The 23,052-nt window shown below is 72.9% G+C and carries 23 protein-coding genes; 3 read left to right on the forward strand and 20 right to left on the reverse strand.

What is annotated here, in order from left to right; genetic code table 11:
* Positions 1–116: 116 nt before the first annotated feature.
* The 7 genes from ACLQ2R_RS34230 to paaA form a co-directional block, all read right to left on the reverse strand.
* Complete coding sequence (locus ACLQ2R_RS34230) at positions 117–965, reverse strand: 3-hydroxyacyl-CoA dehydrogenase family protein (RefSeq protein ID WP_425965561.1); 849 nt, start codon at positions 963–965, stop codon at positions 117–119.
* Positions 962–1,714 (reverse strand): enoyl-CoA hydratase/isomerase family protein, encoded by a 753-nt coding sequence (locus tag ACLQ2R_RS34235; protein WP_386239154.1) that lies wholly within the window; start codon positions 1,712–1,714, stop codon positions 962–964. Before ACLQ2R_RS34235 ends, ACLQ2R_RS34230 begins: the two co-directional genes overlap by 4 nt.
* A gap of 200 nt (positions 1,715–1,914) precedes the next feature.
* Positions 1,915–3,006 (reverse strand): 1,2-phenylacetyl-CoA epoxidase subunit PaaE, encoded by a 1,092-nt coding sequence (paaE, locus tag ACLQ2R_RS34240; protein WP_425965562.1) that lies wholly within the window; start codon positions 3,004–3,006, stop codon positions 1,915–1,917.
* A gap of 1 nt (position 3,007) precedes the next feature.
* Positions 3,008–3,481: a 1,2-phenylacetyl-CoA epoxidase subunit PaaD gene (paaD, locus tag ACLQ2R_RS34245; RefSeq protein WP_425965591.1), complete on the reverse strand. Its 474-nt coding sequence runs from the start codon at positions 3,479–3,481 to the stop codon at positions 3,008–3,010.
* Positions 3,482–3,663: 182 nt separating this feature from the next.
* Positions 3,664–4,581, reverse strand: a complete 918-nt coding sequence (gene paaC / locus ACLQ2R_RS34250) for a 1,2-phenylacetyl-CoA epoxidase subunit PaaC (RefSeq protein ID WP_425965563.1) — start codon at positions 4,579–4,581, stop codon at positions 3,664–3,666.
* Between the two features lie 22 nt (positions 4,582–4,603).
* The gene (gene paaB, locus ACLQ2R_RS34255; protein ID WP_386239157.1) at positions 4,604–4,897 is read right to left on the reverse strand and encodes a 1,2-phenylacetyl-CoA epoxidase subunit PaaB; all 294 of its coding nucleotides are present in this window, start codon (positions 4,895–4,897) and stop codon (positions 4,604–4,606) included.
* Positions 4,894–5,856, reverse strand: coding sequence for a 1,2-phenylacetyl-CoA epoxidase subunit PaaA (gene paaA, locus ACLQ2R_RS34260; RefSeq protein ID WP_425965564.1), 963 nt, complete (start codon positions 5,854–5,856; stop codon positions 4,894–4,896). Before paaA ends, paaB begins: the two co-directional genes overlap by 4 nt.
* 106 nt (positions 5,857–5,962) lie before the next feature.
* On the opposite strand from paaA, the gene paaZ reads away from it, so the two are divergent.
* Both paaZ and ACLQ2R_RS34270 read left to right on the forward strand, forming a co-directional pair.
* On the forward strand, positions 5,963–7,996 hold the full coding sequence (paaZ, locus tag ACLQ2R_RS34265) for a phenylacetic acid degradation bifunctional protein PaaZ (RefSeq protein WP_425965565.1): 2,034 nt from the start codon (positions 5,963–5,965) through the stop codon (positions 7,994–7,996).
* Between the two features lie 203 nt (positions 7,997–8,199).
* The gene (locus ACLQ2R_RS34270; protein WP_425965566.1) at positions 8,200–8,880 is read left to right on the forward strand and encodes a pyridoxine/pyridoxamine 5'-phosphate oxidase; all 681 of its coding nucleotides are present in this window, start codon (positions 8,200–8,202) and stop codon (positions 8,878–8,880) included.
* Between the two features lie 90 nt (positions 8,881–8,970).
* Here the strand turns inward: ACLQ2R_RS34270 and ACLQ2R_RS34275 are convergent, their stop codons facing one another.
* The 10 genes from ACLQ2R_RS34275 to ACLQ2R_RS34320 all read right to left on the reverse strand — a co-directional run bounded on the left by ACLQ2R_RS34275 (position 8,971) and on the right by ACLQ2R_RS34320 (position 18,021).
* A complete protein-coding gene (locus ACLQ2R_RS34275) occupies positions 8,971–9,924 on the reverse strand; it encodes an NAD(P)-dependent alcohol dehydrogenase (protein ID WP_425965567.1) in 954 nt (317 codons plus the stop codon).
* Positions 9,921–10,154 (reverse strand): helix-turn-helix transcriptional regulator, encoded by a 234-nt coding sequence (locus ACLQ2R_RS34280; RefSeq protein WP_386239161.1) that lies wholly within the window; start codon positions 10,152–10,154, stop codon positions 9,921–9,923. Before ACLQ2R_RS34280 ends, ACLQ2R_RS34275 begins: the two co-directional genes overlap by 4 nt.
* Positions 10,148–10,579 carry a hypothetical protein gene (locus ACLQ2R_RS34285; RefSeq protein WP_425965568.1) on the reverse strand — a complete coding sequence of 144 codons (432 nt, stop codon included), beginning with the start codon at positions 10,577–10,579 and terminating at the stop codon, positions 10,148–10,150. Before ACLQ2R_RS34285 ends, ACLQ2R_RS34280 begins: the two co-directional genes overlap by 7 nt.
* Positions 10,580–10,651: 72 nt before the next feature.
* The gene (gene ppk2 / locus ACLQ2R_RS34290; RefSeq protein ID WP_425965569.1) at positions 10,652–11,668 is read right to left on the reverse strand and encodes a polyphosphate kinase 2; all 1,017 of its coding nucleotides are present in this window, start codon (positions 11,666–11,668) and stop codon (positions 10,652–10,654) included.
* The gene (locus ACLQ2R_RS34295; RefSeq protein WP_425965570.1) at positions 11,665–11,868 is read right to left on the reverse strand and encodes a hypothetical protein; all 204 of its coding nucleotides are present in this window, start codon (positions 11,866–11,868) and stop codon (positions 11,665–11,667) included. Before ACLQ2R_RS34295 ends, ppk2 begins: the two co-directional genes overlap by 4 nt.
* Complete coding sequence (locus ACLQ2R_RS34300; protein WP_425965571.1) at positions 11,865–13,004, reverse strand: anion permease; 1,140 nt, start codon at positions 13,002–13,004, stop codon at positions 11,865–11,867. The genes ACLQ2R_RS34295 and ACLQ2R_RS34300 overlap by 4 nt, the downstream gene beginning before the upstream one ends.
* Positions 13,005–13,406: 402 nt before the next feature.
* A complete protein-coding gene (locus tag ACLQ2R_RS34305) occupies positions 13,407–14,036 on the reverse strand; it encodes a hypothetical protein (protein ID WP_425965572.1) in 630 nt (209 codons plus the stop codon).
* Entirely contained in the window at positions 14,023–15,711 is a 1,689-nt protein-coding gene (locus ACLQ2R_RS34310) for a VWA domain-containing protein (protein WP_425965573.1), read from the reverse strand. Before ACLQ2R_RS34310 ends, ACLQ2R_RS34305 begins: the two co-directional genes overlap by 14 nt.
* Positions 15,708–16,874, reverse strand: coding sequence for a toxic anion resistance protein (locus ACLQ2R_RS34315; protein ID WP_425965574.1), 1,167 nt, complete (start codon positions 16,872–16,874; stop codon positions 15,708–15,710). Before ACLQ2R_RS34315 ends, ACLQ2R_RS34310 begins: the two co-directional genes overlap by 4 nt.
* A gap of 34 nt (positions 16,875–16,908) precedes the next feature.
* Positions 16,909–18,021 (reverse strand): hypothetical protein, encoded by a 1,113-nt coding sequence (locus ACLQ2R_RS34320; protein ID WP_425965575.1) that lies wholly within the window; start codon positions 18,019–18,021, stop codon positions 16,909–16,911.
* Between the two features lie 667 nt (positions 18,022–18,688).
* Here ACLQ2R_RS34320 and ACLQ2R_RS34325 point away from each other — a divergent pair.
* Positions 18,689–19,999, forward strand: a complete 1,311-nt coding sequence (locus ACLQ2R_RS34325) for an MFS transporter (RefSeq protein ID WP_425965576.1) — start codon at positions 18,689–18,691, stop codon at positions 19,997–19,999.
* Between the two features lie 155 nt (positions 20,000–20,154).
* Here ACLQ2R_RS34325 and ACLQ2R_RS34330 read toward each other — a convergent pair whose 3' ends face one another.
* The 3 genes from ACLQ2R_RS34330 to ACLQ2R_RS34340 are packed head-to-tail and all read right to left on the reverse strand — an operon-like array spanning position 20,155 to position 22,884.
* A complete protein-coding gene (locus ACLQ2R_RS34330) occupies positions 20,155–20,748 on the reverse strand; it encodes a GNAT family N-acetyltransferase (RefSeq protein WP_425965577.1) in 594 nt (197 codons plus the stop codon).
* Complete coding sequence (locus ACLQ2R_RS34335; protein WP_425965578.1) at positions 20,745–22,217, reverse strand: APC family permease; 1,473 nt, start codon at positions 22,215–22,217, stop codon at positions 20,745–20,747. The genes ACLQ2R_RS34330 and ACLQ2R_RS34335 overlap by 4 nt, the downstream gene beginning before the upstream one ends.
* Before the next feature lie 31 nt (positions 22,218–22,248).
* Positions 22,249–22,884, reverse strand: a complete 636-nt coding sequence (locus ACLQ2R_RS34340) for a GOLPH3/VPS74 family protein (protein WP_425965579.1) — start codon at positions 22,882–22,884, stop codon at positions 22,249–22,251.
* Positions 22,885–23,052: the final 168 nt, after the last annotated feature.

A 23,052-nucleotide genomic window follows, 5' to 3' on the forward strand; every position in this document is an offset into this window, starting at 1 on the left:
GGAGGCCTGAAGTCGCGCGATCGGCTCGCGGCGTCCCGGCCGGGCGGCCGTCGCGCCGGACCACGCCGCGACACGCCGCGACACGCCGCGTCGTGCGATCCGCCGCGCCGCAGACCTCACCACGTGAAGAAGCCCCGGCCCGTCTTGCGCCCGAGGTGCCCTGCGGCGACGAGGTCACGCAGGATCCGGGGCGGTTCGAACCGGGGCCCGAGCTCGCGCGCCAGGTGTTCGGCGATCGCGAGCCGCACGTCGAGTCCCACCACGTCGGTGGTCCGCAACGGTCCCATCGGATGGCGGTAGCCCAGGACCATCACCGTGTCGATGTCGGCCGCGTCCGCCACCCCCTCCTCCAGCATCCGCATCGCCTCCAGGGCCAGGCAGACCCCGAGGCGGCTGCTCGCGAAGCCCGGGGAGTCCGACACGGTGATCGGCGTCTTGCCGAGCGCCGTCACCCAGCCCCGTGCCCGCTCGACCAGCGCGGGCGCGGTGAGGGACCCGACGACGATCTCGACGAGGTCGCTCACCGGGACGGGGTTGAAGAAGTGCAGCCCGATGAAGCGGTCAGGGGCGGCCAGGCCCGCGGCGAGGCCGTCGATCGACAGGCTGCTGGTGTTCGAGGCGAGCACGGCGTCCGGCGCGTGCTCAACGGCCCTGGCGAGCACCGTGGCCTTGAGCGCCGCGTCCTCGGGGACCGCTTCGACGACGAGCTCGCAGCCGGCCAGCTCGCCCGGGTCGGCGGTCGTCCGCAACCGCGACACGGCGTCGGCGGGCGAGGTGGGAAGCGTGTTCCTCTCGTGGGCCCTGGCCAGGCCGGCGCTCACCCGGCTCCTGGCCGCGTCCGCCGCGTCCGGGTCGTTCTCGACGATGACGACGCGGCTTCCGGAGGCGAGGAACGCGTGCGCGATCCCCGATCCCATCCGCCCGCCGCCGAGAACCCCGACCGTCTTCGGAGGGCCGTCATTCATGATCTCTGTCCTTTCCGCCGGTCCAGGAACGCCGTCATGCGGGCGTGCTTGTCGTCGGTCTCGAAGAGGACCGCCTGGGCGAGGTCGTCGACGAACGGGTGGGCGGCCCGCGGCGCGTGGAAGACGGCCTTCGTCAGCCGGACGGCCAGCGGTGCCTGCGCGGTGATGCGGTCGGCCAGCCGATGCCCGGCGGCGAGCAGGTCGCCGGGCTCCACGACGTCGTTGAGCAGGTGCACGGCCCGCGCCTCGTCGGCCGTGAACACGCGGCCCGCGAGCAGGACCTCCTTGGCCAGGGGTTCCCCGACGAGCTCGGCCAGGCGCCAGGCGGCGCCGGCCGCCGCGAGGATGCCCAGGCCCGCCTCGGGGTTGCCGATCCGCGTGCGCGGCGTGCCGATGCGGAAGTCGCAGGCGTAGGCGAGTTCGGCTCCGCCGCCCAGGGCGTACCCGTCGACGAGGGCCACGGTCGGCATGGGCAGCCGGTGGATCCTGTCGAAGATCGTGGAGTTGATGCCTCTGAGCGCGTCGTCGCGGCGCCGTTCGCGGAGCTGGGCGATGTCCGCCCCGGCGGCGAAGGCCGCCCCCTCGCCGGCGAGGAGGACGACGCGCGGCTCCTCCTCGACGGCGGCGCACGCCTCGTGCAGCGCCGCGACCATCTCCCGGTCGATCGCGTTGCGGACCTCCGGCCGGTTGAGCCGCCACACGACCCGGTCGGGCGCCTCCTCGACGATCAGGCTCGCGCCGGCCGTCATGGGCGCTCCACCGGGAGGGCGCCGCCGGGGCGGGCTGTCGGCGTACGGGCACCGGGGACGGCGGGGGCTTCGGTCACGAAGGGCTCCTGGTGTCGGAAGTCGAAAGGCAACGGGAGTCGAGAGACAACGGGAGTCGATAGGTGTCGGGAGTCGAGAGGCAACGGGAGTGGAAAGACGCCGGGAGCCGGAAGGCGCCGGGTTCAGGCGTCGTAGTCGACGGTGACGCGGTCGCCGACCGGGAACGTCTGGCAGGTGAGGACGAACCCGGCCTCGACCTCGGACGGTTCGAGGGCGTAGTTGCGGCGCATGTCGACCGTGCCCTCGCGGACGACGGCGCGGCAGGTCCCGCAGACGCCGCCCTTGCAGGCGAACGGCATGTCGGCGCGCGTCGCCTGGGCGCCGTCGAGGATCGTCGCCTCCCGGGAGACGGTCGAGGTGGTCCGCAGGCCGTCGAGCACCGTCGTCAGCTCGCTCGTCGCGCCGGAGGGGATCTCCTTGCCGGCCCGCAGCGGGGGCGGCGGCGGGGCGTCGGCGTAGAACAGCTCGACGTGCACGCGTCCGGCCGGGACGCCGAGCTCGGCGAGCACCGGCCGCGTCTCCTCGATCATCGCCAGCGGCCCGCACAGCCAGACGTGGTCGAACACCTCGACCGGGACGAGGGTGGTGAGCAGGCGGCGCAGCCGGTCGCCGTCGAGCCGGCCGGAGAACAGCTCGACGTCACGGGGTTCGCGCGAGAGCGTGTGCACGACCTGGAGCCGGGGTCCGTAGCGGTTCTTCAGGTCGCCGAGCTCCTCGGCGAACATGACGGTGCCGCTGGTGCGGTTGCCGTACACGAGGGAGACCTGGGCGCCGGGGTGGGTGAGCACCGTCGCGGCGACCGACATCATCGGGGTGATGCCGGAGCCGGCGGCGACGCACAGGTGCCGCTCGCCCGCCTCCGGGTCGGCCCGCCACGATCCGGTGGGCGGCTGGACCTCGATCCGGGTGCCCGGCGCGACCTCGCGCACGAGCCAGGAGGAGAACAGCCCGCCGGGGATCTCGCGGACGCCGATGCGCGGCGCGGCGCCGGCCGGGGAGCAGATCGAGTAGGAGCGGCGCTGTTCGCGCCCGTCGACGAGGCGCCGCAGGGTGAGCGACTGCCCGGCGTGGAAGGCGTAGGCCTCGCGCAGCTCGCCGGGGACGGCGAAGGTGATCGCCGCGGCGTCCTCGCACAACCGGTCCACCGCCGTGACGGTCAGCGGGTGGAAGGCGGCGGCCCTGGGGCGGGCGGGGCCGGTCGCGAGCGTGGTCATGTCAGATCTCCTTGACGTGCTCGAACGGTTCGGCGCAACCGGTGCAGCGGTAGAGGGCCTTGCAGGCGGTGGCGCCGAACTCGGACGTGAGCCGGGTGGCCGCCGAACCGCAGCGCGGGCAGGGCGGCGCGGAACGGGCCGGGCCGAGGGTGAGCGGGACCGGTCCGGCGCGCCGGGGCGCGGGGCCGGGCGCCGACAGCCCCGCGGCGCGCAGCGCGGCGCGGCCGCGTTCGGAGATCCAGTCGCTGGACCAGGGCGGGTCGAGCACGACGCGTACCTCGACGCGGTCGAATCCCGCGTCGCCGAGCCGGTGGACGAGGTCGTCGCGCATGGTCCCCATGGCCGGGCAGCCGGTGTAGGTGGGCGTGATCGAGGCGACGACGGTCCGCGTGCCGCCCGCGTCCCGTTCCACCTCGACGCCGCGCAGCACGCCGAGGTCGGCGAGGGTGAGCATCGGCATCTCGGGGTCGCGCACCTGCCCGGCGACCTCGGCGGCACGCCGCCCGTCGTCCCGGTCGCGCGCCGGGCCGGGGGTCCCGGCGGCACGCCGCCCGTCGTCCACCGCGTCCGCGTCGAGCGCCGGACCGGGGATCCCGGCGTCCACCGCGTCCTGGTCGCGTACCGGACCGGTGGTCCCGGCGGTGCGCCGGCCCGCGTTCACCAGCGCCCGCCCGGGTGCGCGCGGGCGACCACCTGCATCTCGGCGAGCAGCAGGCCGAAGGCCTCGGTGTGCAGGCCGTCGCGGCCCGTCCGCCCGCCGACGCCGGCCAGCGGCGTCGCCTCGGGACGCTCGACGTCGCCGAGGGCGAACACCTGGCCGAGGACGGCGTCCACCTCCTCGCGCAGGGACGCGGGGTCCACGCCGACGCCGGCCTCCGCCAGGGAGCGTTCGAGCGGGTGCGGGGCGACCAGCTCGGGCTGCAGCGGCCACAGGGCGCCGAGGGCCGCGAGCAGCCTGCGGCGTGACTCCTCGGTGCCCTGCGCCAGCGTGAGGAACCAGCGCCCGGCCCAGTCGCGGTGGTAGGTGACCTCCTTGACCCCCTTGGCCGCCACCGCGGCCAGCACCGTGTCGCGGCTCGCGCGCAGCCGTTCCAGCAGCGCCAGCCGGGCCGTCGAGAACAGCAGCAGGCGGACGACGACGTGCGCGAAGTCGCCGTTGGCCACCTCGGCCAGGCGCACGTTGCGGAACGCGCGGTCGTCGCGGAAGAAGGCGAGCGCGTCCTCGGGCGGCACCGGCGACCCCTCGGGCAGCGCGGGCACGACGCGCGGGTCGGCCGCGGCCGCCCGCGCCAGGAGCAGCCGTGCCTGCCCGAGGAGGTCGAGCGCCATGTTGGCCAGCGCGATGTCCTCCTCCAGGTCGGGGGCGCGGCTGCACCACTCCGACAGGCGCTGCGACATGATCAGGGCGTCGTCGCCGAGCATGAGGCAGTACGCGGCCAGTCCGGCGGGGTCCACGCCGTCGGGAGGGGTGGTGTCGACGCCGGCCAGCGGGTCCTCGAAGTCGGTGCCGAAGGCCCACTGGGAGGAGTCGCCGCCGAGCAGGCCGTCGAAGACGCTGCCGTGTTCGTCGCTCATGACTGTTCCGATCGTGTGGTGCTCACATGTGCGGGACGTCGCCGGGGATGTCGTAGAAGGTCGGGTGCCGGTAGACCTTGTCGCCGCTGGGCGCGAACATCGGGTCCTTCTCGTCGGGGCTGGAGGCGACGACGGCGTCGGAGCGCACGACCCAGATGCTCACGCCCTCGTTGCGCCGCGTGTAGACGTCACGCGCGTTCCGCACGGCCATGGCGTCGTCGGGGGCGTGCAGCGATCCGACGTGCACGTGGTTGAGCCCGCGCTTGCCGCGGACGAACACCTCGTACAGCGGCCACTCGCGCCGGTCGGCGCTCATCGGGCACCGGCCTGGACGGTCCGGTCGGCGAAGGCCGACGCCGCCTCGCGCACCCAGGCGCCGTCGTCGTGGGCGGCCCGCCGGTGGGCCATGCGCTGGGCGTTGCACGGGCCGTCCCCGCGGATGACCGCGGTCAGCTCCGCCCAGTCCGGCTCGCCGAAGTCGTGGCGGCCCCGCTCCTCGTTCCAGCGCAGCCCGGGGTCGGGCAGCGTCACGCCGAGCGCCTCGGCCTGCGGGACCGTCATGTCGACGAACCTCTGGCGCAGCTCGTCGTTGGAGTGGCGCTTGACGCCCCAGGCCATCGACCGCGCGCTGTTGGGGGACCGGTCGTCCGGCGGGCCGAACATCATGAGCGAGGGCCACCAGAACCGGTCGACCGACTCCTGGACCATGGCGCGCTGGGCGTCGGTGCCGCGCATCATCGTCATGAGCAGCTCGTAGCCCTGCCGCTGGTGGAAGGACTCCTCCTTGCAGATGCGGATCATCGCGCGGCCGTAGGGGCCGTAGGAGGTGCGGCACAGCGGCACCTGGTTGCAGATCGCCGCGCCGTCGACGAGCCAGCCGATCGTGCCGACGTCGGCGTACGACAGCGTCGGGTAGTTGAAGATCGAGGAGTACTTCTGCCGTCCGGCGAGCAGCAGGCCGGTCAGCTCGGCGCGGGAGACGCCCAGGGTCTCGCACGCCGAGTACAGGTACAGGCCGTGCCCGGCCTCGTCCTGCACCTTGGCCAGCAGGATCGCCTTGCGGCGCAGGGACGGCGCGCGGCCGATCCAGGCGCCCTCGGGCTGCATGCCGATGATCTCCGAGTGGGCGTGCTGGGCGATCTGGCGGACGAGCGTCCTGCGGTAGTCCTCTGGCATCCAGTCCCGGGGCTCGATGCGGTCGTTGCGGGCGATCGTCGCGTCGAAGGCGGCCTGCAGCCGCTCCTCCAGGTCCGGTTCCGCCGGGGTGGTCGTCATTGTTCCTCCACGGCTTCGAGCTCATTTACTTATCACTCGGTCAGTAATACAGTGACACGGCGAGGGGCGTCCGCGCAACGGGTCACGCCCGCGGAGAGGAGACCGTGTGAGCACGCTGCTGGAGAGCTACGCCGCCGGACGATGGTTCCGGGCCTCCGACGACGGGGAACCCCTGCTCGACGCCGCGACCGGCGAGGAGGTCGCGCGCATCTCGAGCCGCGGCCTGGACGTCGCCGCGATGGTCGGCCACGCCCGGGAGACCGGCGGCCCCGCGCTGCGGTCCCTGACCTTCCACGAACGGGCGGCGCTGCTCAAGGCGCTGGCCAAGCACCTGTCCGAACGCAAAGAGGAGCTTTACGCGCTGTCGGTGCGCACCGGCGCCACCTCGCGCGACACGCTGGTCGACGTCGACGGCGGCATCGGCACCCTGTTCAGCTACGCGAGCAAGGGCACGCGCGAGCTGCCGAACGACACCGTCGTCCTGGACGGCGCCCTGGAGCGGCTGGGCAGGGGCGGCACCTTCGTCGGCCGGCACCTGTACGCCTCCCGGCCGGGTGTCGCGGTCCAGATCAACGCGTTCAACTTCCCCGTCTGGGGCATGCTGGAGAAGCTGGCCCCGGCGTTCCTCGCCGGGCTGCCCACGATCGTCAAGCCCGCCGCCCAGACCGCCTACCTCACCGAGCTCGCCGTCCGGCAGATCGTCGAGTCGCGGATCCTGCCCGAGGGCACGCTCCAGCTCCTCGCCGGCGGCCCGGAGGGGCTGCTCGACGCGCTGACCGTCCAGGACAGCGTCGCCTTCACCGGCTCCGCCCACACCGCGGGCATCCTGCGCCGGCACCCGAACGTCCTGGACGGCGGCGTCGTCCTGGGCGTCGAGGCGGACTCGCTCAACTGCTCGATCCTCGGGCCCGACGTGGGCCCGGACGATCCGGAGTTCGACCTGTTCGTCAAGGGCGTCGTCACCGAGATGACCGTCAAGGCCGGGCAGAAGTGCACCGCCATCCGCCGCGTGCTGGTGCCGGAGCCGATGGTCGGCCCCGTGGTCGAGGCGCTCTCCGCGCGCCTGGCGAAGGTCACCGTCGGCGACCCGCGCAACCCGGACGTGCGGATGGGCGCGCTGGCCGGCCTCGGCCAGCGCGACGAGGTGCGCAAGGCGGTCGAGGTGCTGCGGGCGAGCTCCGAGGTCGTCTTCGGCTCCCCCGCCGGCACGGCCCTGATCGACGGCGACCCCGAGCGCGGCGCCTTCATGACCCCCCTGCTGCTGCGCGCGCGGCCCGGTGCCGCCGAGCCGCACGACGTGGAGCCGTTCGGCCCGGTGAGCACCGTGCTCGGCTACGACGGCCCCGAGGAGGCGGTCGCCCTCGCCGCGCGGGGCAGGGGCAGCCTCGTCGCCTCCGTCGTCACCCACGACCCGCAGGTGGCGCGGACGATCGTGCTCGGGCTGGCGCCGTGGCACGGCCGGGTCCTCGTCCTGGACAGGGACGACGCCAAGGAGTCCACCGGGCACGGCTCGCCGCTGCCCGTCCTGGTGCACGGCGGCCCCGGCCGGGCCGGCGGCGGGGAGGAGCTCGGCGGGATCCGGGGGGTGCTGCGCCACATGCAGCGCACCGCCGTCCAGGCCTCCCCCGACCTGCTCACCGCGGTCACCGGGCAGTGGACGACGGGGTCGGAGCGCCTGACCTCCGACGTGCACCCCTTCCGCAAGTCCCTGGCGGAGCTGCGCGTCGGCGACACGATCGCCTCCGGGACGCGGACGGTGACGCTGGAGGACATCGGCCACTTCGCCGAGTTCACCGGGGACGACTTCTACGCGCACACCGACGCCGAGGCCGCCGCGCGCAACCCGCTGTTCGGCGGCATCGTCGCGCACGGGTACCTGGTCGTCTCCCTGGCCGCCGGGCTCTTCGTCGACCCCGCGCCCGGGCCGGTCCTGGCCAACTTCGGCGTCGACGCGCTGCGCTTCCTCACCCCCGTCAAGGCCGGCGACACCATCGCCGTGACGCTGACCGTCAAGCAGATCACCCCGCGCGGCGGCGCCGACTACGGCGAGGTCCGCTGGGACGCCGTGGTCACCAACCAGGAGGACCAGGCGGTCGCCACCTACGACGTGCTCACCCTGGTGGCCAAGACGCGCACGTGAACGCATCCCCGGCGGTGCTCCGGCGCCCGTGAACGGGCCGTCGGCGCCGGGGACGCGATCGGCCGGGCGGTCCGGGCAGCACGGGAAGTGCGATCGGCCGGGGGAACCGTGGGCGGTGCCGGGCGTCCTCCGCAGGTGCGGAAGAATGCGGGGGGCGGCGGGCCGGTGTGGGTCCCGCCGACGAACGACGGGGAGGCCCTCACATGTCCCAGGACGGTCCGCCGGAACAGAGCGGGATCAGGGGCCTGCTGCGCGCGCTGCCGGTCTTCGCCTGCGACCTGCCCACCTTCACCCCCCACAGCGCTCCGGACGATCCGGTCGCGCTGTTCGTCGACTGGCTGACCTCGGCGATCGGCGCCGAGGTGCCCGAGCCGCACGCCATGACGCTGTCCACCGCCGACGCCGGCGGCCGGCCGTCGGCGCGGGTGCTGATCTGCAAGGACGTCGACGCGGCCGGGCGCTGGTACTTCGCCTCCGGCTCCTCCAGCCGCAAGGGCCGCGAGCTGGCGGTCAACCCGCACGCGGCCCTGACGTTCCACTGGCCGCGGCAGGGCCGTCAGATCCGCGTCCGCGGGGCGGTCGCCACGACCGGCGCCGAGCGCAGCGCGGCCGACTTCCTGGCGCGCTCGCCCGCCTCGCGCGCCGAGGCGCTCGGCGGCCGCCAGTCCCAGGTCCTCGACGATCCCGCCGAGGCCGAGGCCGCCCTGCGGGACGCGCGGGCCCGGCTGGAGGCCGACCCGGACCTGGTCTCCGCGGACTGGACGCTGTACGCGCTGACCGCCACCGACGTCGAGTTCTGGCAGGCCGACGAGCGGCGCAGGCACACCCGGCTGCGCTACGAGCGCACCGGCCGGGACTGGACCCGCCACCTCCTGTGGCCGTAGTCACGAGGCTCGCCGTCGTCCGGGGGTTCTCCTACGGCAGACCGCGCCCGCGTGGGGCGCGGCCGTCCACGTCCGGTCGCGCGCCGGGAGTCAGCCGACCGTGATGACGAGCTTTCCCCGCGCGTTGCCCGCCGCCAGGTCGCCCACCGCGGCGGGGGCCTCCGCCAGGGGGTACGTGCGCCCGACGGCCGGTCGCACGGCCCCGGCCTCGATGAGGTCGCGCAGCGTGTCCAGGTCGGCGGTGCGGGTCAGCACGATCGGCGCCTCCAGGCGCCGGCGCGTGAACAGGGTGAGCACCCGGACGGCCAGCATCCGGCCGACCCCGCCGAACCACCGGCCGCCGCCCTCGCCGCCGACGACGACGAGCCGGCCGCGCCCGGTGAGCAGCCCGCGCAGCAGGGGCAGCGGCCGGATGCCCGCGATGTCGACGATCAGGTCGTAGGTCCCGGTGAGCGGCTCGCGCGTGTAGTCGATGACGGCCCCGGCGCCCAGCGACCGGACGAGGTCGGCCTTGGCCGTACTGCACACGGCGGTGACGTGGGCGCCGCCGGCGACCGCGAGTTGCGTGGCGAAGCTGCCCACCCCACCGCCGGCGCCGATGACCAGCACCTTCTCCCCCGCGGTGACCTGGCCGACGGCCCGCAGCGCGGTCACCCCCGACACGGGCACGGCCGCCGCCTCGGCGAAGCTCAGGTTGGCGGGCTTGCGGGCGAGCTTGCCCGGGCGGGCGAGCGCGAACTGCGCGTACGCGCCGGTCGCCGAGCCGTACACCTCGTCGCCGGGGCGTAGCGCGGTCACGTCGGCGCCGACGGACTCCACGACGCCGGCCACGTCCATGCCGGGCACGCGGTTGCGGGGGCGGCGCAGGCCGAAGCCGAGGCGGCCGGCGAGCGGCAGCCCGGTCATGACGTGCCACACGCCGTAGTCGACGCCGGCCGCGTGCACCCGGATCAGCACCTCGCCGGCGCCGGGGGCGGGGGTCGGGACCTCGCCGAGGCTCAGGGTGCTCGGCGGGCCGTACTCGTCCTGGACGATCGCTCTCATGGGGGGTCTCCTTCGGTCTCGGGGTACTGGAAGACGTCGTCGAGCCCGACCCGGAACACCCGGGCGATGCGGAACGCCATCTCCAGCGACGGGGAGTAGCGGCCCTGCTCGATCGCGATGACGGTCTGGCGGGTGACGCCGATCTGGTCGGCCAGCTCGGCCTGGGTCATCTCGTCGTGCGCGAACCGCAGGGCCCGGATCGCGTTGGTGACCCGCGTCGGCTTCACCACGTCTGGAATCCACCCCTGCGGTACGCGATGATCTTGGCGGACGAGCTGAGCACCGCGGACAGCACGAACGCCAGGTAGACGGCGTTGGCGATCCAGAAGTGGCGCAGCTCGGCGGTGGCCATGACCAGCGCGGCGAGCGCGCCGACGACGACGATCGACTGCCCGATGCGCTCGCCGACCTGGTTGATCTCACGGTCGCGCTCGTCGGTGCGGTCGGCGCCGTGGCCGCCGGCGGCGGCCATCGCGATGTGGGCCGCGATCGCGGCGACGACGGCGCCGCCGATGGTCCACAGCAGGGTTCCCGCGTAGGCGACGTCGGTGAGCGGGCCGTCGCCGGCCCGGCCCAGGACGACCGCCACGTAGATCGTGTACGCGGCGACGGTGACCAGGATCATCACCCAGGCGCGTTTTTCCTCGAAGGCCATGCCCGCCCCTCATGTAAAACAAAGCTGACATCGCTCAATGTAAAGCGCCGCGGACACCATGTCAAAGTTTATTTACACGTGCGAGGCCGTGGCCGCCTTCGGGGAGAGGACACCGAAGGACGGCGACACGAGCCCCTCCCCCACCTCCGCGACCGTCCGGCCGGAGGTGGCGCCGTGGTCCCCAAGGGTGTCGGCGGCGGACAGGACGATGCGCGGGTCCGGGACGGCGACGACCTCCTCGTCCTTGCCGGTGTAGTCGAACAGGTTCAGCACGTGGCGCATCGCCTCCAGGCGGGCGCGTCGTTTGTCGTTGCTCCTGACGACCGTCCACGGGGCGGCCTCGGTGTCGGTGTGCAGGAACATGTCCTCCTTGGCCACGGTGTAGGCGTTCCACCTGTTCAGCGAGGCCAGGTCGATCGGCGACAGCTTCCAGCGCCGTACCGGGTCGACCTGGCGGATGACGAAGCGGGTGCGCTGCTCGGCGCGCGAGACCGAGAACCAGAGCTTGACCAGGTGCAGGCCCGAGTCGATCAGCAGCCGCTCGAAGCGCGGGACCTGCCGCAGGAACTCCAGGTACTGCTCGGTGGTGCAGAAGTCCATCACCCGCTCGACGCCGGCCCGGCTGTACCAGGAGCGGTCGAACAGGGCGATCTCCCCGGCGGCGGGCAGGTGGGCCACGTAACGCTGGAAGTACCACTGCGAGCGTTCGCGCTCGTCCGGCTTCTCCAGCGCCACGACCGTCGCGCCGCGCGGGTTGAGGTGCTCGGTGAAGCGCTTGATCGTGCCGCCCTTGCCGGCCGCGTCCCGGCCCTCGAACAGCACGGCCAGCCGACGCCCCGACCGCTTGATCCAGTACTGCAGCTTCAGCAGCTCGATCTGCAGCAGCCGTTTGTCGCGCTCGTAGTCGGCGCGCGCCACCCGCTCGGTGTAGGGGTAGTGCTCGCGCCAGGTGTCGAACGGCCGCCCGTCGGGGCGCACCAGCACCGGGTCCTCGTCCTCGGAGTCGTCCACCCACAGTCCCGGGGTGGCGTCGAGCAGGTCGTGGCCCTCCTCGGTGAGCGGCGGCAGGCCGGCGTGCCCGGCGGTCATCCGGCGAGCATGACGTACAGGCCGAGCGCGACGCCGGCGGCCACCACCAGGAGGCACAGGCCCGCCCCGGCCCGGCCTGCCGGGCGGCCGGTGGACAGGCCCACCAGGGCGAGGGAGAAGACGGCGACCAGGCCGGCGCCCGCCAGCAGCGAGGCGAGCAGGACCTTCCACAGGGCGTCCAGGTCGATGTAGGCGTTCACGCGGCGTGCTCCCTCGTCCTCGCGGCCGGGGCGAGCCGGCCGGTCCATTCGTCGTTGACGTTGCCGGCGTTGACGGGCCGGCGCCGTGAGGCCAGGTACAGCGCCCCCGACAGCGCCAGGGCGACACCGAAGACGACGGAGACGCCCAGCGCGCCGCCGATCACGTTGGCGCCCGCCCAGGCCAGGGCGCCGACCGCGGCGGCGGCCGGGAGGGTGATCAGCCACGCGGCCACCATCCTGGCCGCGAGGCTCCAGCGGACCTGGGCCAGGTGCTTGCCGATGCCCGATCCGATCACCGAGCCCGCGCACACGTGGGTGGTCGACAGCGGGAAGCCGAAGTGCGAGGAGGCGAAGATGACGGCCGCCGAGGACCCCTCGGCGGCGAAACCCTGCGGGGTCTCGATCTCGGTCAGCCCCTTGCCGAGGGTACGGATCACCCGCCAGCCGCCCAGGTAGGTGCCCAGCGCGATGGCGGTCGCGCTGGCCACGATCACCCAGGTCGGGGTTCCCTCGTCCTTGCCGACGACCCCGGCGGTGATCATCGCGAGGGTGATGATGCCCATCGTCTTCTGCGCGTCGTTGGTGCCGTGGGCCAGCGAGACCAGCGAGGCCGAGCCGATCTGGCCGTACCTGAACCCGCGCCCCCGGGTGTTCTCCGGGACGTCGCGGGTGATGACGTAGACCAGGTAGGTGCCGAGGGTCGCCACCAGGATCGCCGCCAGCGGCGCCAGCACGGCGGGGACCAGCACCTTGGAGACGATCTCGGCGCCCTTGACGGCCGAGGTGCCCGCCGCGATCAGCGCGGCCCCGACCACACCGCCGATCAACGCGTGCGAGGAGCTGGAGGGGATGCCGAAGTACCAGGTCAGCAGGTTCCAGGCCAGGCCGCCGATCAGCCCGGCGAAGACGACCGTCAGGGTGATGGCACCGGTGTCGACGATGCCGGTCGCGATGGTGGCCGCGACCTTCAGCGACAGGAACGCGCCGGCGAAGTTGAGGACCGCCGACAGGGCGACCGCGACCTTGGGACGCAACGCGCCGGTCGCGATCGAGGTCGCCATCGCGTTGGCGGTGTCGTGAAAGCCGTTGGTGAAGTCGAAGGACAGCGCGGTCACGATCACGATCGCGAGTAACACGAGATTCGCATCCATAACAGCACATATGGCACCTCATGAGGCGCTTAATCACCCGTTACCGTTTTCTGGGCTGAAATTCACGTTCCCGTCGGCCGGGCGCCATCGGCCCCCGCGGCGGATCGGCGGGCCCCGGCGCCCGGGGAGGACGACGGAGTGACCGGGGGGTGGCCCGGGGCCGAACGACGGGAGACATGCCGGACTTCGCCTACGGGCGGCAGGGCTGGGTGTACGAGGTCAGCACGCCCGGCGGCACCGGCATCCGGCTGCCGAACTCGAGTTACGACGAGGTCGTCTTCCCCGGCGGCGTCGCCCCGGAGCACATCACGCGGGCCCGGCCGTACCGGACGTCCCGGACGGGGGAGATGACGGTGGGCGACTGGCCGGAGCGCCACGCGATCACGGTCACAGATCCAGGCCGGACCCGCCGAACCGGTCCCGGAGGAACCTTCCCTGGTCGCGCAGGGCCTGCTCGTCGCCCCGGTGGACCGACTCGGCCACCGTGCGCATCCGGGCGTCCAGCAGGTCGAGCTGGGCGAGCAGTTCCTCGTGCGCGCTGCGCTCCCGCTCGCCGCGCCGCGTGAGCGCGTAGGAGCGGGGCAGGTTCGCGTACGCCTCCAGGCCGGACGGCAGGTAGTCCCTGATCGTCTGCGCCACGACGTGCAGGTGGTCGGGTGAGAGGACGAGCGTGTCCGCCCGCCGGAGGATGTCGCCCGCCACCTCGGCGATCACGCCGACCCTCCTCGTCACGTCCGCGGGGAACCGGTTCCCGCCGACCTTCTCCAGCAGGGTGTCCAGGTCGGCGCGCAGCCGGTGGGACTCCACCTCCGCGTGCGAGATCGTGAGCCTCACCCGGTCCGCCGGGGCCAGCAGCGCCCCGACGCCGTACAGCCCGGCGACCACGACGGGCCAGTACGTCCCGGCGACGCCGAGGAAGACCAGGATCACCCCGGCGAGGGCCAGGACGCACCCGGCGATGTTCCTGGTCGACCCGGCGTAGGCGAGGATGCGCCCTCCGGGGCTACTGGTAGCCACGGATCTCCTTGAAGGCCGCGGCCAGCGACCCCTGCCGGGCGTCGAAGGTCGCCCCGCCGGTGAGCTCGGCGATCCGCCTCATCTCCTCGACGTCGCTGTCGCCGAAGAGCACGACGAACGTCCTGAACTTCACGGGGAGCGACGCGTAGTAGGCGGCGAAGTCGTCGTAGGAGCCGCCGTCGGTGTTCTCGCCGTCCGTCATCAGCACGATGGAGGTGAAGTCCTCCGACGGCGACGCCGACGCCTGCCGGTAGGCGGCCCGCAGGCTGTCGAAGATCGCGGTACCGCCCTCGGCCCGCAGCCCCTCGCCGTAGGAGCGGATCGTCCGGAGCACCGGTCCGGGATCACGGTCGGGCAGCGTGAAGGTCCGCGGGACCCCGGGGCCCGTGCTGAAGGGGATCATCGTGACCGTCTCGCGGTCGCGGAAGCGCGAGAACGATCCGCTGGCGGAGGTGTCGGCGCCGGACAGGGCGTTCAGCGCCTGCTTGAGCGCGGCGATCCGGTCCCCGCCCATCGAACCGGAGGTGTCCAGCACGAACAGGGTCCGCGACGGCCTGCGCACCTGGTTGAGGTAGACGCCGATCAGCTCGTCGGCCGCGCCGCGCCGGTTGGGGAAGGGCAGCTCCACCAGCGGCGCGGTCCCGAAACGCCGGTCCGGTTCGACTCCGGGGACGATGGGCCTGCGGTGGGTGACGGTCATGATCTCGCGCTGGATCTCCGGCGTGCGCAGCCAGGCGGCGAGCTTCCCGTACAGCTCCTTCTTCTCCGGCGGCGCGGAGCTCAGGAGCGTGAGCGGGTAGTCGGCCGTCACCACCCCGTCGCCCGGACGGACCAGTGTGAGCTGCTCGGCGAGCCTTCCCGAGGCGTTGAGGCCGAGCAGCACGGACTCGTAGTTCACCAGCCCGTCCACCGCCCCCTCCTTGACGTAGGCGTCCGCGAGCCAGCCGGAGGAGCCGGAGGTGAGCGTCTGCGCCGAGAAGAACTCCTTGAGCCTGGGGGTCACCGCGGCGATCTGGGCCTCCTCCAGGGCCTCGCCGGCGTCGGAGAGCGCCGCCGTCACGCCGACCAGCGCCGAGAATCCGGAGTTGGACGCCGCGGGGCTGGTCATGCCGAAGGTGAACCTGCGGGCGCGCGCGGCCGAGGCGATGTCGTTCCAGGTCACGGTCCTGGCGTCCCAGCCGAGTTCGCGGGCCTTGGACGCCTTCAGCCCGAGGACCACGGGCGAGACCATGACCTTGGTCTGGGTCGAGAGCCGGGCGGCCGCCCCGTCGATCAGCGACAGGTAGCGGTTGGAGGAGAACCACGTCGCGTCGTACCGCCCGTCCGCGCCGCCGCTCGCCACCTGGTCGGCCCCGTCGAGCGTTCCGGCGTAGGACAGCGCGACCCGCACGCCGACGGCGTCCTGTGCCCGCCCGAGCAGCGGTTCCAGGTCGCCGACCTCGCTTCCCGCCAGGACGCGGAGCACGTCGGGGCCGTCGGGGACGCCGCCGACGCCGCCGGGAGTGGCGGGGACGGCGGGCGTGCCGGCGCCGCCGCACGCGGCCGACGCCACCAGCACGGCCATCAGGGCCAGCACGACCGGCGCCCGCCCGGCGCGGCGGGCACCCACCGTACGCGCGGGCGCCCGCCGGGCCCGGAGCGCGCCCGCTCCCGCGCCGGGCACCGGCCCGCTCATCGGGCGCCTCCCTGGTCACCGCTCCGCTGTGAGCGCTCCAGGTACGTGCGCGCGTGGTCCAGCTCGACGGTCAGGCCGTCCACGGTGATCGCCATGTTCTCCACGGCCTTGGCCCTGAACGTGTCGATCATGTCCATGGTGGAGTAGATGTTGTCGAACGCCTTGCGCAGCGCGTCCATGCCGACCGTGGTCGATGCCGCCTGGGTCTGGATGCCGGTGGCCTGCGTGCGCAGCATCTCGCTGGTCGCCACGATCAGGTCGGAGGTGGTGCCGTTCAGTGCCGTTATCTGGTCGAGCACGAGTTTCTGGTCGGCGAGGGCCTGGGCCACGGTCACGGCCGTGCGCAGCGCCGCGATCGTCGTCGTGGTGGCCCGGTCCACGCCCCTGATCAGTTCGAGGTTGTTCCTGCGGACCAGGTCCAGCGCGAGATACCCCTGGGCCGACACCGCGAGCTGGGTCAGCAGGTCCTGGTGCTTCTGCCGGATGCCGAACAGCGCGTCCGAGCGCAGGGCGGTGGCCTTCTCCGGCTCGGCCGCCTCGACATGCATGATCTTTTCTTCCACCGCCGCGTCGAGGGCGGCGGCGAGCAGGGCGTACTCCTGCAGGCGCTTCATCGACTCCCAGAGGTTGGTCTTCTCGCCCTCGATGGCCGCGTTGTCCTTGCGCAGCTCGTCCTGGCCGGACGTGAGAGCGCGGATGATGTCGTCGAGGTGTTTCTGCGCCGACCGGTATCTCGCGAAGTAGTCGCGCAGCCTGTCGCCGAACGGGATCAGTCCCAGCAGTTTCCTGGCCGGGCCGGACGCCTGCCGGGGGTCGAGGTCGACGATCGTCCGGCGCAGCGCGACCAGCTGCCCCGCCACCGCCGCCTGCGCGTCCCCGCCCTCACCCCTCGCGGAGGCCAGCGCGGCCACCGGGCGCCTCAGCATGCGGTTCGCCACCTGGGAGGAGGCCCGGATCTCGGTGTCGCCCATGGAGACGATGTCGTTCACCTTCCGGGTGAACTCCGGCGACCTCGGGTCCAGGCCGCTCAGCTCCCCGGCGAAGCCGCCGGCCTTGTGCGCCAGCTCCTCGGCCCGCCCCTCCGGGATCGGCAGCATGGTGGCGGCCTTCTCCACCGGCACCCTGGCCACGGGTTCCGGTGGGCTGAGCATGGAATCGCTCACGGTTCTCTCTCCTCGCAGCGCTGAAAAGGTGAGGTCAGGGGGTGGGTGAGGGGACCGCTCCGGATCGGTAGAGCCCCTCGACCGCGGAGATCATGCCCTCCAGCCGGTCGTGGTCGGGGGGCTCCACCACGTCGACCAGGCCGGGCGGCAACGAAGCCCCCGCCTTCGCCACGAGGTCGTCGAACACCTTGGCGTCGGCGGTGCGGAAGCCGTGCAGGGCCGCCAGGCGCCCGAGTTCCGGGTCCTCCTGCAGGAGCCGGCCGACCTCGGCGCCCCGCGCGCCCAGCGGTACCAGCGTGTGCTTGCTCAGGACCGTGGGCGAGGGATAGATCAGTCGCATGCCGGGGCGGATCGAGCCGTCCCCGGCGAACAGGCGCGAGGCGTACTGCGCCTCGTAGATCATGACCATGGGCGTCTTGCCCATCCCGAGGGACAGGTAGTCCTCGAACGGCGCCTCGGTGGAGGTCTCGGAGTACCCCTGGTCGAGGAAGAGGGGGGCGACGGTCCCGGCGACCTCGGCGCCCTGGTCGTCGGAGGTGACCACGTCGTCGCCGTTGGCCACGTACCCGGCGATCGAGAGGTACATCGCCGCGGAGTTGGAGGTGCGGACGTCGGTGGTGGTGAGCAGCACGCGCTTGCGCGCCGGGTAGGCGGTGTTGCCCGGCAGCCTGTCCCACCGGACGCCTTTCGCCACCATGTCCAGATATTTCTTGATATCGAGTACCTGGTAACCCTGACCGGAGTCCCGGACGACGCCCGCCGCGGTGAGCACGTCCACGATCGGGGTGAACGTGGCGATCGCCATGGGCGAGGAGAACGGCGCGAACACGCGGGTCGCGCCCCGGTCACGCCTGATCTTCTCGGCCGCCGGAGCGCTGGAGGGGAACGCGAAGCCGTACCTCCCCAGATCCACCGAGGTGGCGATCTGCCGCGACCCCGCCGTGTCCACCTCCACCCGGAGGCCGTGCGCGGCGAAGACCTCCCGCACCCTCGGATCGTCGAAGAACGGCTTCTTCTCCGAACCGATCACCCCGCGGACCAGGGCGGGTTCCCGTTTCCCCGCACCGCCACGGCCGCCCGCCACGATCGCCACCACCACGGCGACGCCGAGGAGCAGTGCCAGCCCGACACCGATCCAACGCCTCATGTGATTCCTCGAAGGCTTGCCCCATAGCGCCATGAATAGCGCTTGTAATTGAATTATGTGATTAATGACGACAGTTCGGGGTGAGGAGCTCACAACGCATCGACAATTCACCTTCCGTTCACCGGAGCGCCACCCGAGGCGGGTCCCGCCCGCAGCCGGCGCCCGCCGATCGGCACCGGCGACCCCGGCGAGGAACCACCTGCGGAGCGACCCGACCGTCCCGGTCGCGACGAGAAGTCCCCGCATACGACGGCGAAAGCGCGATCGCGTACGAGACGTGATGCGAAACAGACGGAATTGACTTTCCGTCGTTCTGCCGTCTTCTCGTGGCGGCATTTCCAACGGCGGTCACACGGGACACCTTTCCGCTCGGGGAATCCACCGCGGATGCCGCAGGTGCGCCACCCGGCCTTCGGCGCCGGACTGCTCGGTCACCTGCTCCCCCGCGCCGCCGGCGTGGCCGGCCGGGACCGGCCCGCGCCGACGACGGCCAAGGGGCTGTCGAAGACGTGTTCCGCGCGTTGTCCGCCGGACATAGGATGGCGGGCATGTTCCTCCCCCGTGCCTAGGACCCCGCACTGACCGCATCCCATCGGATGCGGCACTTCGGCGTCCCCGCACGTTCGCAGCGCCCCGGATGCGCGCTGCCTCCCCGAGGAACACCCCCATGTCTTCGCCCTCGCGGCCTCCGTCGTACCTCGCCGTCCTTCGCACCCCCCTGACCCGCCGCGCCTTCGGCGCCGCGCTGCTGGGCCGGTTGTCCTACGGGACGGTCTCCCTGTCCCTGATACTGGCGCTGACCGCCACCACCGGCTCCTACGCCCTGGCCGGTGGGGTCATGGCCCTGTTCGGCCTCACCAGCTCCCTGCTGTCGCCCCTGCGGGCCGGGCTGATCGACCGTCACGGGCCGCGCCGGGCCCTGCCTCCCATGGCCGTCCTCTACGCGTCGTTCCTGGCCTGCCTGACCGCCGCCACCTGGCGGCCGGGAACCTCCGGGACGCTGCTGGCGGTCCTGGCCGTCGCGGCCGGCGCCTGCACACCCCCGTTCGGCCCGGTGATACGCGCCCTGTGGAGCGATCTGCTGCCCGACCGGCACCTGCTGCAGCGCGCCTACAGCCTGGACGCCGTCGCCGAGGAGGTGCTCTTCGTCACCGGGCCCCTGCTGGCCGGCCTGCTGGCCGCACTCGTCACACCCGCCGCCGGTGTGGCCCTCAGCGCCGTGCTGGTGCTGACCGGGACCTTCGCGTTCGTGTCGTCCCCGGCGGTGCGTACAGCGCGGGTCCTCCACGACGCGCCCCGGACCGCCCCCTCCCCCGCCCCGTCCCGGTGGCGGTGGACGCGCGGCGCGGCCGGCCTCGGCCGTCCGATCGCGCTGTCGGCCGCGGTGGGCCTGTGCCTGGGAGCGCTGAGCCTGCTCGTGGTGGTCTTCGCCGAGCGCTACCACCAGGCCGCCTCGGCGGCCTGGGCCGAGGCCGCGCTGTCGGCCGGCAGCGCGATCGGTGGCCTGGTCTACGGCGCCGTGTCCTGGCGCGTCCCCGGACGGGTACGGCTGCCGGTGCTGGCCGCCGCGCTGGGCCTCACGCTCGCCGCGGCCGGGCTGTCTCCCACCCTGTACGTCCTGATCGCGGTCGTGGGTGTCGCGGGCCTGTTCGTCGCCCCCGCGCTGACCACTGCCTACCTGCTCGCCGACGAGTCCGCCGCGCCGCACGACCGGACCCGGGCCGGCGCGTGGGTCAACACCGCCTTCAACACCGGCGCCTCCAGCGGGACGGCGGCCGTCGGGCTGCTGGTGGGCAGCGTGCCCCTGGCCCTGTGCTTCGTCGTCGCGGCGCTTCCGCCCCTGCTGGCGGCGGCCACGGCGCTGAGGCCGCCGCGTACCGGGACCCCGCCGGGCGAGCGGTCAGCCGCGCCCGGTGGCCGGTACGAAGCCCGCCGCCTCCGCGTGAAGCCGGGCACTCGGCAGCAGCGGGACCGGTGACCGTCGCGCGTCCCGGAAGACGAACGGCCGCGCGGCCCGCCCCCGACGGTCGGGGAGCGGGCCGCGCGGCCGGGTCGTGTCGCGTCCGGCGTGTCGCGGCCGGAGCGGGGGTCAGGGGTTCGGCGGTCAGGGGGTTCGAGGGTCAGGTTCGGCGGTCAGGGGCTCGGCGGGCGCCACATCGGGAACATCGACGGGCCGCCGGGCAGGACCAGCGGATCGCCGAGATCCCGGTAGCCGTGACGCAGGTAGAGCCTGCGGCTGTCGACGCCGCTGGCCTCCAGGTAGGCGGCCGTCCCCTTCGCGTCGAGCTCACGGTGGCGCTCTTCGAGCAGCAGGCTCCCCGCGCCACGCCCCTGCCGCCCGGGAAGCACGGCGAGGAACGCCAGGTAGTGGTGCGCCTCCTCGGGGTGGTGCTTGCGCATCTCCTCGTCCATCAGCCTGTAGCGCTCCGTGTGCGGCCCGGCGAACGTCTCCAGGCGCTCGTCGTAGCCGGGGACGTCGGGGGGCGCCCCGGTGTCGTGGTGGAACCACACCGCCACCGCGGACATGTCGGCCGTGGCGTGGACCTCGCCGTGGGCGAGGGCGTGCTCGGTGATCATGGAGAAGAAGTGCGGCATCACCCGGCGGCGGTCGTCGTCCGGCGGGATGAGCCAGGCCGACACGTCCTGGTCGTGGAAGGAGGTGGCGATGATCGCGCCGACCTCCCCGGCGGCCTCGGGGGTGTTCGGGACGCGGACGAGGGCCGTCACTCGGCCCCTCCCACGGCGGCCTGGGCGCCCAGGCCGATGTTGGCGTACACCTTCGGCCGCCTGGACCGCAGGGAGAACCCCCAGGCGACACCGAACCCGGCGGCGACGAAGTAGATGGCGGGCATGATCCAGCGGAGCGGGGAGTCGGGGGCCACGCCGAGCACGACGTCGAAGTTGAGCATGACGAGCACGACGACGACGAACAGCAGGAACGAGGCGGCGCCCGGGGCGATCCGGGTCCGCCAGGCGTTCTCCGCGCCGGGGTTCTTGTTGAAGAAGACCAGGACCGAGACCGAGGTGGCCGCCAGCATCATGAGCAGTCCCAGGCCGCCGAAGGACCCGACGGTGAAGAAGAGCTGGATGACCGGGTCCAGGCCGAAGGCCGCGAACACGACGATCGTGACCAGCCCGATGACGCTCTGCGCCACCGAACCGTTGACCGGGGCACCGGTCCGGGGGGAGGTGCGGCCGAAGACGGCGGGCAGGACCCGCTCCCTGCCGAGGGCGAAGACGTAGCGGGCGATCGTGTTGTGGAAGGCGATCAGCGCGGCGAACAGGCTCGTCACGAACAGCAGGGAGCCGATGGTGGCGACGGTCGACCCCAGGTGCCGCCCCGCCAGGTTGAACAGCAGGGCCGAGCTCTGCTCGCGCGAGGCCGCGACGATCTTGTCCGAGCCGATCGGCACGGTCATCGCCCAGGACGACAGGGCGTAGAGCCCGGAGATGACGGCGAGCGCGATGTAGGTCGCGATCGGCACCGTCCGCCGGGGGTCCTTGGTCTCCTCGGAGAAGACCACCGACGACTCGAAGCCCGCGAAGGACGCGATGCAGATCGCGATCACCGCTCCCAGGCTGGGGCCGAAGAGGTTGCCGGGGGCGAAGACGTCGAGGCTGTAGCCCGAGGCCGCCGGGTTGAGCAGGTCCGCGATGTCGAACAGGACCACGACGGCGATCTCGGTCAGCAGCAGGACCGACAGGACCTTGCCGTTCACGTCGACCCGCATGAGGCCGAGCACCCCGGTCAGCACCCAGGCGACAAGCCCGATGACCCACCAGGGCGGGGAGCTCCCGAACCAGCCGGCGATCAGCGGTTCGCCGGCCGCGCCGATCATGCCGTAGAGACCGACCTGGAGCGCGTTGTAGGCCAGCAGCGCGACCCACGCGGTCGCCACCCCGGCCGGCCTGCCGAGCCCCTTCGCGGTGTACGCGTAGAACGCCCCGGCGTTGACGACGTGGCGGGCCATCGTCACGTAGCCGACGGCGAACAGGCCCAGGATGGCGCCGAGCAGGATGAAGGCCAGCGGCACGCCGGTCACGCCGGTCGCGGCGTAGGCGGCGGTCACCGAGCCCCCGATGACGGTCAGCGGTGCCGCCGCCGAGATGACGAAGAACACCACGGAGGGGACGCCGAGGCGATCCTGGGCCAGCGCGTCCGACACCGAGCCGGTTCTTTGCTCCGTTATGGACATTTCGGGGACTCCTTGGAATGGGGGGATGGGCTCACCGGCGGGTGATGACGGCGTCGCCGATGGCGGCCTCGGTCTGGGCGATCAGTTCCTGGAGCGGTGCCGGGAGGGCGGCGTTCGAGTCCGCGAGGTAGGCCGGATTCTGCTCCCACAGGACGAGCTGGTTGCCACCGGTCGCCACCAGCAGCCCCAGCAGGACGCCGTCCTGGAGGTTGAGCGGCTCACGGCGCTGGATCGCCAGGTTCACGCGTCCGACGGGCCACGCCGCGACGTTCACGTCGACCGGTACCTGCCCGCGCGAAGGACGCCTGCCGGGCGGGCGCAGCAGCCCTCCGGCGGTCATCCGGGACGCCACGTCGGCGCGTGCCGTACGGGCGAGGAACTGCAGCCAGGTTCTGAGCCGGTGCGAGGGCTCGGCGACGATGTGGTTCAGGGCCGCTCGGGTGAGCGCGTCGCCGGGCGGCGTCGCGTCGACGACGACGAGCCGGGTCTGCCCCGCGGCCGACCCCACGGTGATCTGACCGGTGAGCATCAGCTCCCCCAGGACGGCCGCCGCCAGTCCCAGGCCGGTCAGCCGGGCGTGCAGCCTCGTCCGGCCGGTCCTGTTGTCGTGCATGACGAAGAACAGGTCATCGGCCAATCGAGGGCCTGAAAGATCAACTTCAACCACGAACGGCGATCGTATAGGTAAATCATTAAATTTGTCATTACACGAAGGAAGTTCTGGTTAGCGGACGAATGGCCCCGGACGGTAATCGAGGAAACGAACGGGGTTCAGTGTCCGCGCCGTCGCGGCGGGAAGCGCCTTCGAGATCTGCGGAGAATCCCGGCGTTCCCC

This window comes from Streptosporangium sp. DT93 (assembly GCF_049844535.1).
Taxonomy (GTDB): domain Bacteria; phylum Actinomycetota; class Actinomycetes; order Streptosporangiales; family Streptosporangiaceae; genus Streptosporangium.

Bases quoted from the DNA above. Each gene is read 5' to 3' on its own strand.
- ACLQ2R_RS34275 (WP_425965567.1), bottom strand. From the start codon at position 9,924: ATGAGAGCGATCGTCCAGGACGAGTACGGCCCGCCGAGCACCCTGAGC.
- paaC (WP_425965563.1), bottom strand. From the start codon at position 4,581: ATGAGCGACGAACACGGCAGCGTCTTCGACGGCCTGCTCGGCGGCGAC.
- ACLQ2R_RS34230 (WP_425965561.1), bottom strand. From the start codon at position 965: ATGAATGACGGCCCTCCGAAGACGGTCGGGGTTCTCGGCGGCGGGCGG.
- ACLQ2R_RS34320 (WP_425965575.1), bottom strand. From the start codon at position 18,021: ATGAGGCGTTGGATCGGTGTCGGGCTGGCACTGCTCCTCGGCGTCGCC.
- paaA (WP_425965564.1), bottom strand. From the start codon at position 5,856: ATGACGACCACCCCGGCGGAACCGGACCTGGAGGAGCGGCTGCAGGCC.
- ACLQ2R_RS34235 (WP_386239154.1), bottom strand. From the start codon at position 1,714: ATGACGGCCGGCGCGAGCCTGATCGTCGAGGAGGCGCCCGACCGGGTC.
- ACLQ2R_RS34310 (WP_425965573.1), bottom strand. From the start codon at position 15,711: ATGAGCGGGCCGGTGCCCGGCGCGGGAGCGGGCGCGCTCCGGGCCCGG.
- paaB (WP_386239157.1), bottom strand. From the start codon at position 4,897: ATGAGCGCCGACCGGCGCGAGTGGCCGCTGTACGAGGTGTTCGTCCGC.
- ACLQ2R_RS34335 (WP_425965578.1), bottom strand. From the start codon at position 22,217: ATGTCCATAACGGAGCAAAGAACCGGCTCGGTGTCGGACGCGCTGGCC.
- ACLQ2R_RS34285 (WP_425965568.1), bottom strand. From the start codon at position 10,579: ATGGCCTTCGAGGAAAAACGCGCCTGGGTGATGATCCTGGTCACCGTC.
- ppk2 (WP_425965569.1), bottom strand. From the start codon at position 11,668: ATGACCGCCGGGCACGCCGGCCTGCCGCCGCTCACCGAGGAGGGCCAC.
- ACLQ2R_RS34270 (WP_425965566.1), top strand. From the start codon at position 8,200: ATGTCCCAGGACGGTCCGCCGGAACAGAGCGGGATCAGGGGCCTGCTG.
- paaE (WP_425965562.1), bottom strand. From the start codon at position 3,006: ATGACCACGCTCGCGACCGGCCCCGCCCGCCCCAGGGCCGCCGCCTTC.
- ACLQ2R_RS34325 (WP_425965576.1), top strand. From the start codon at position 18,689: ATGTCTTCGCCCTCGCGGCCTCCGTCGTACCTCGCCGTCCTTCGCACC.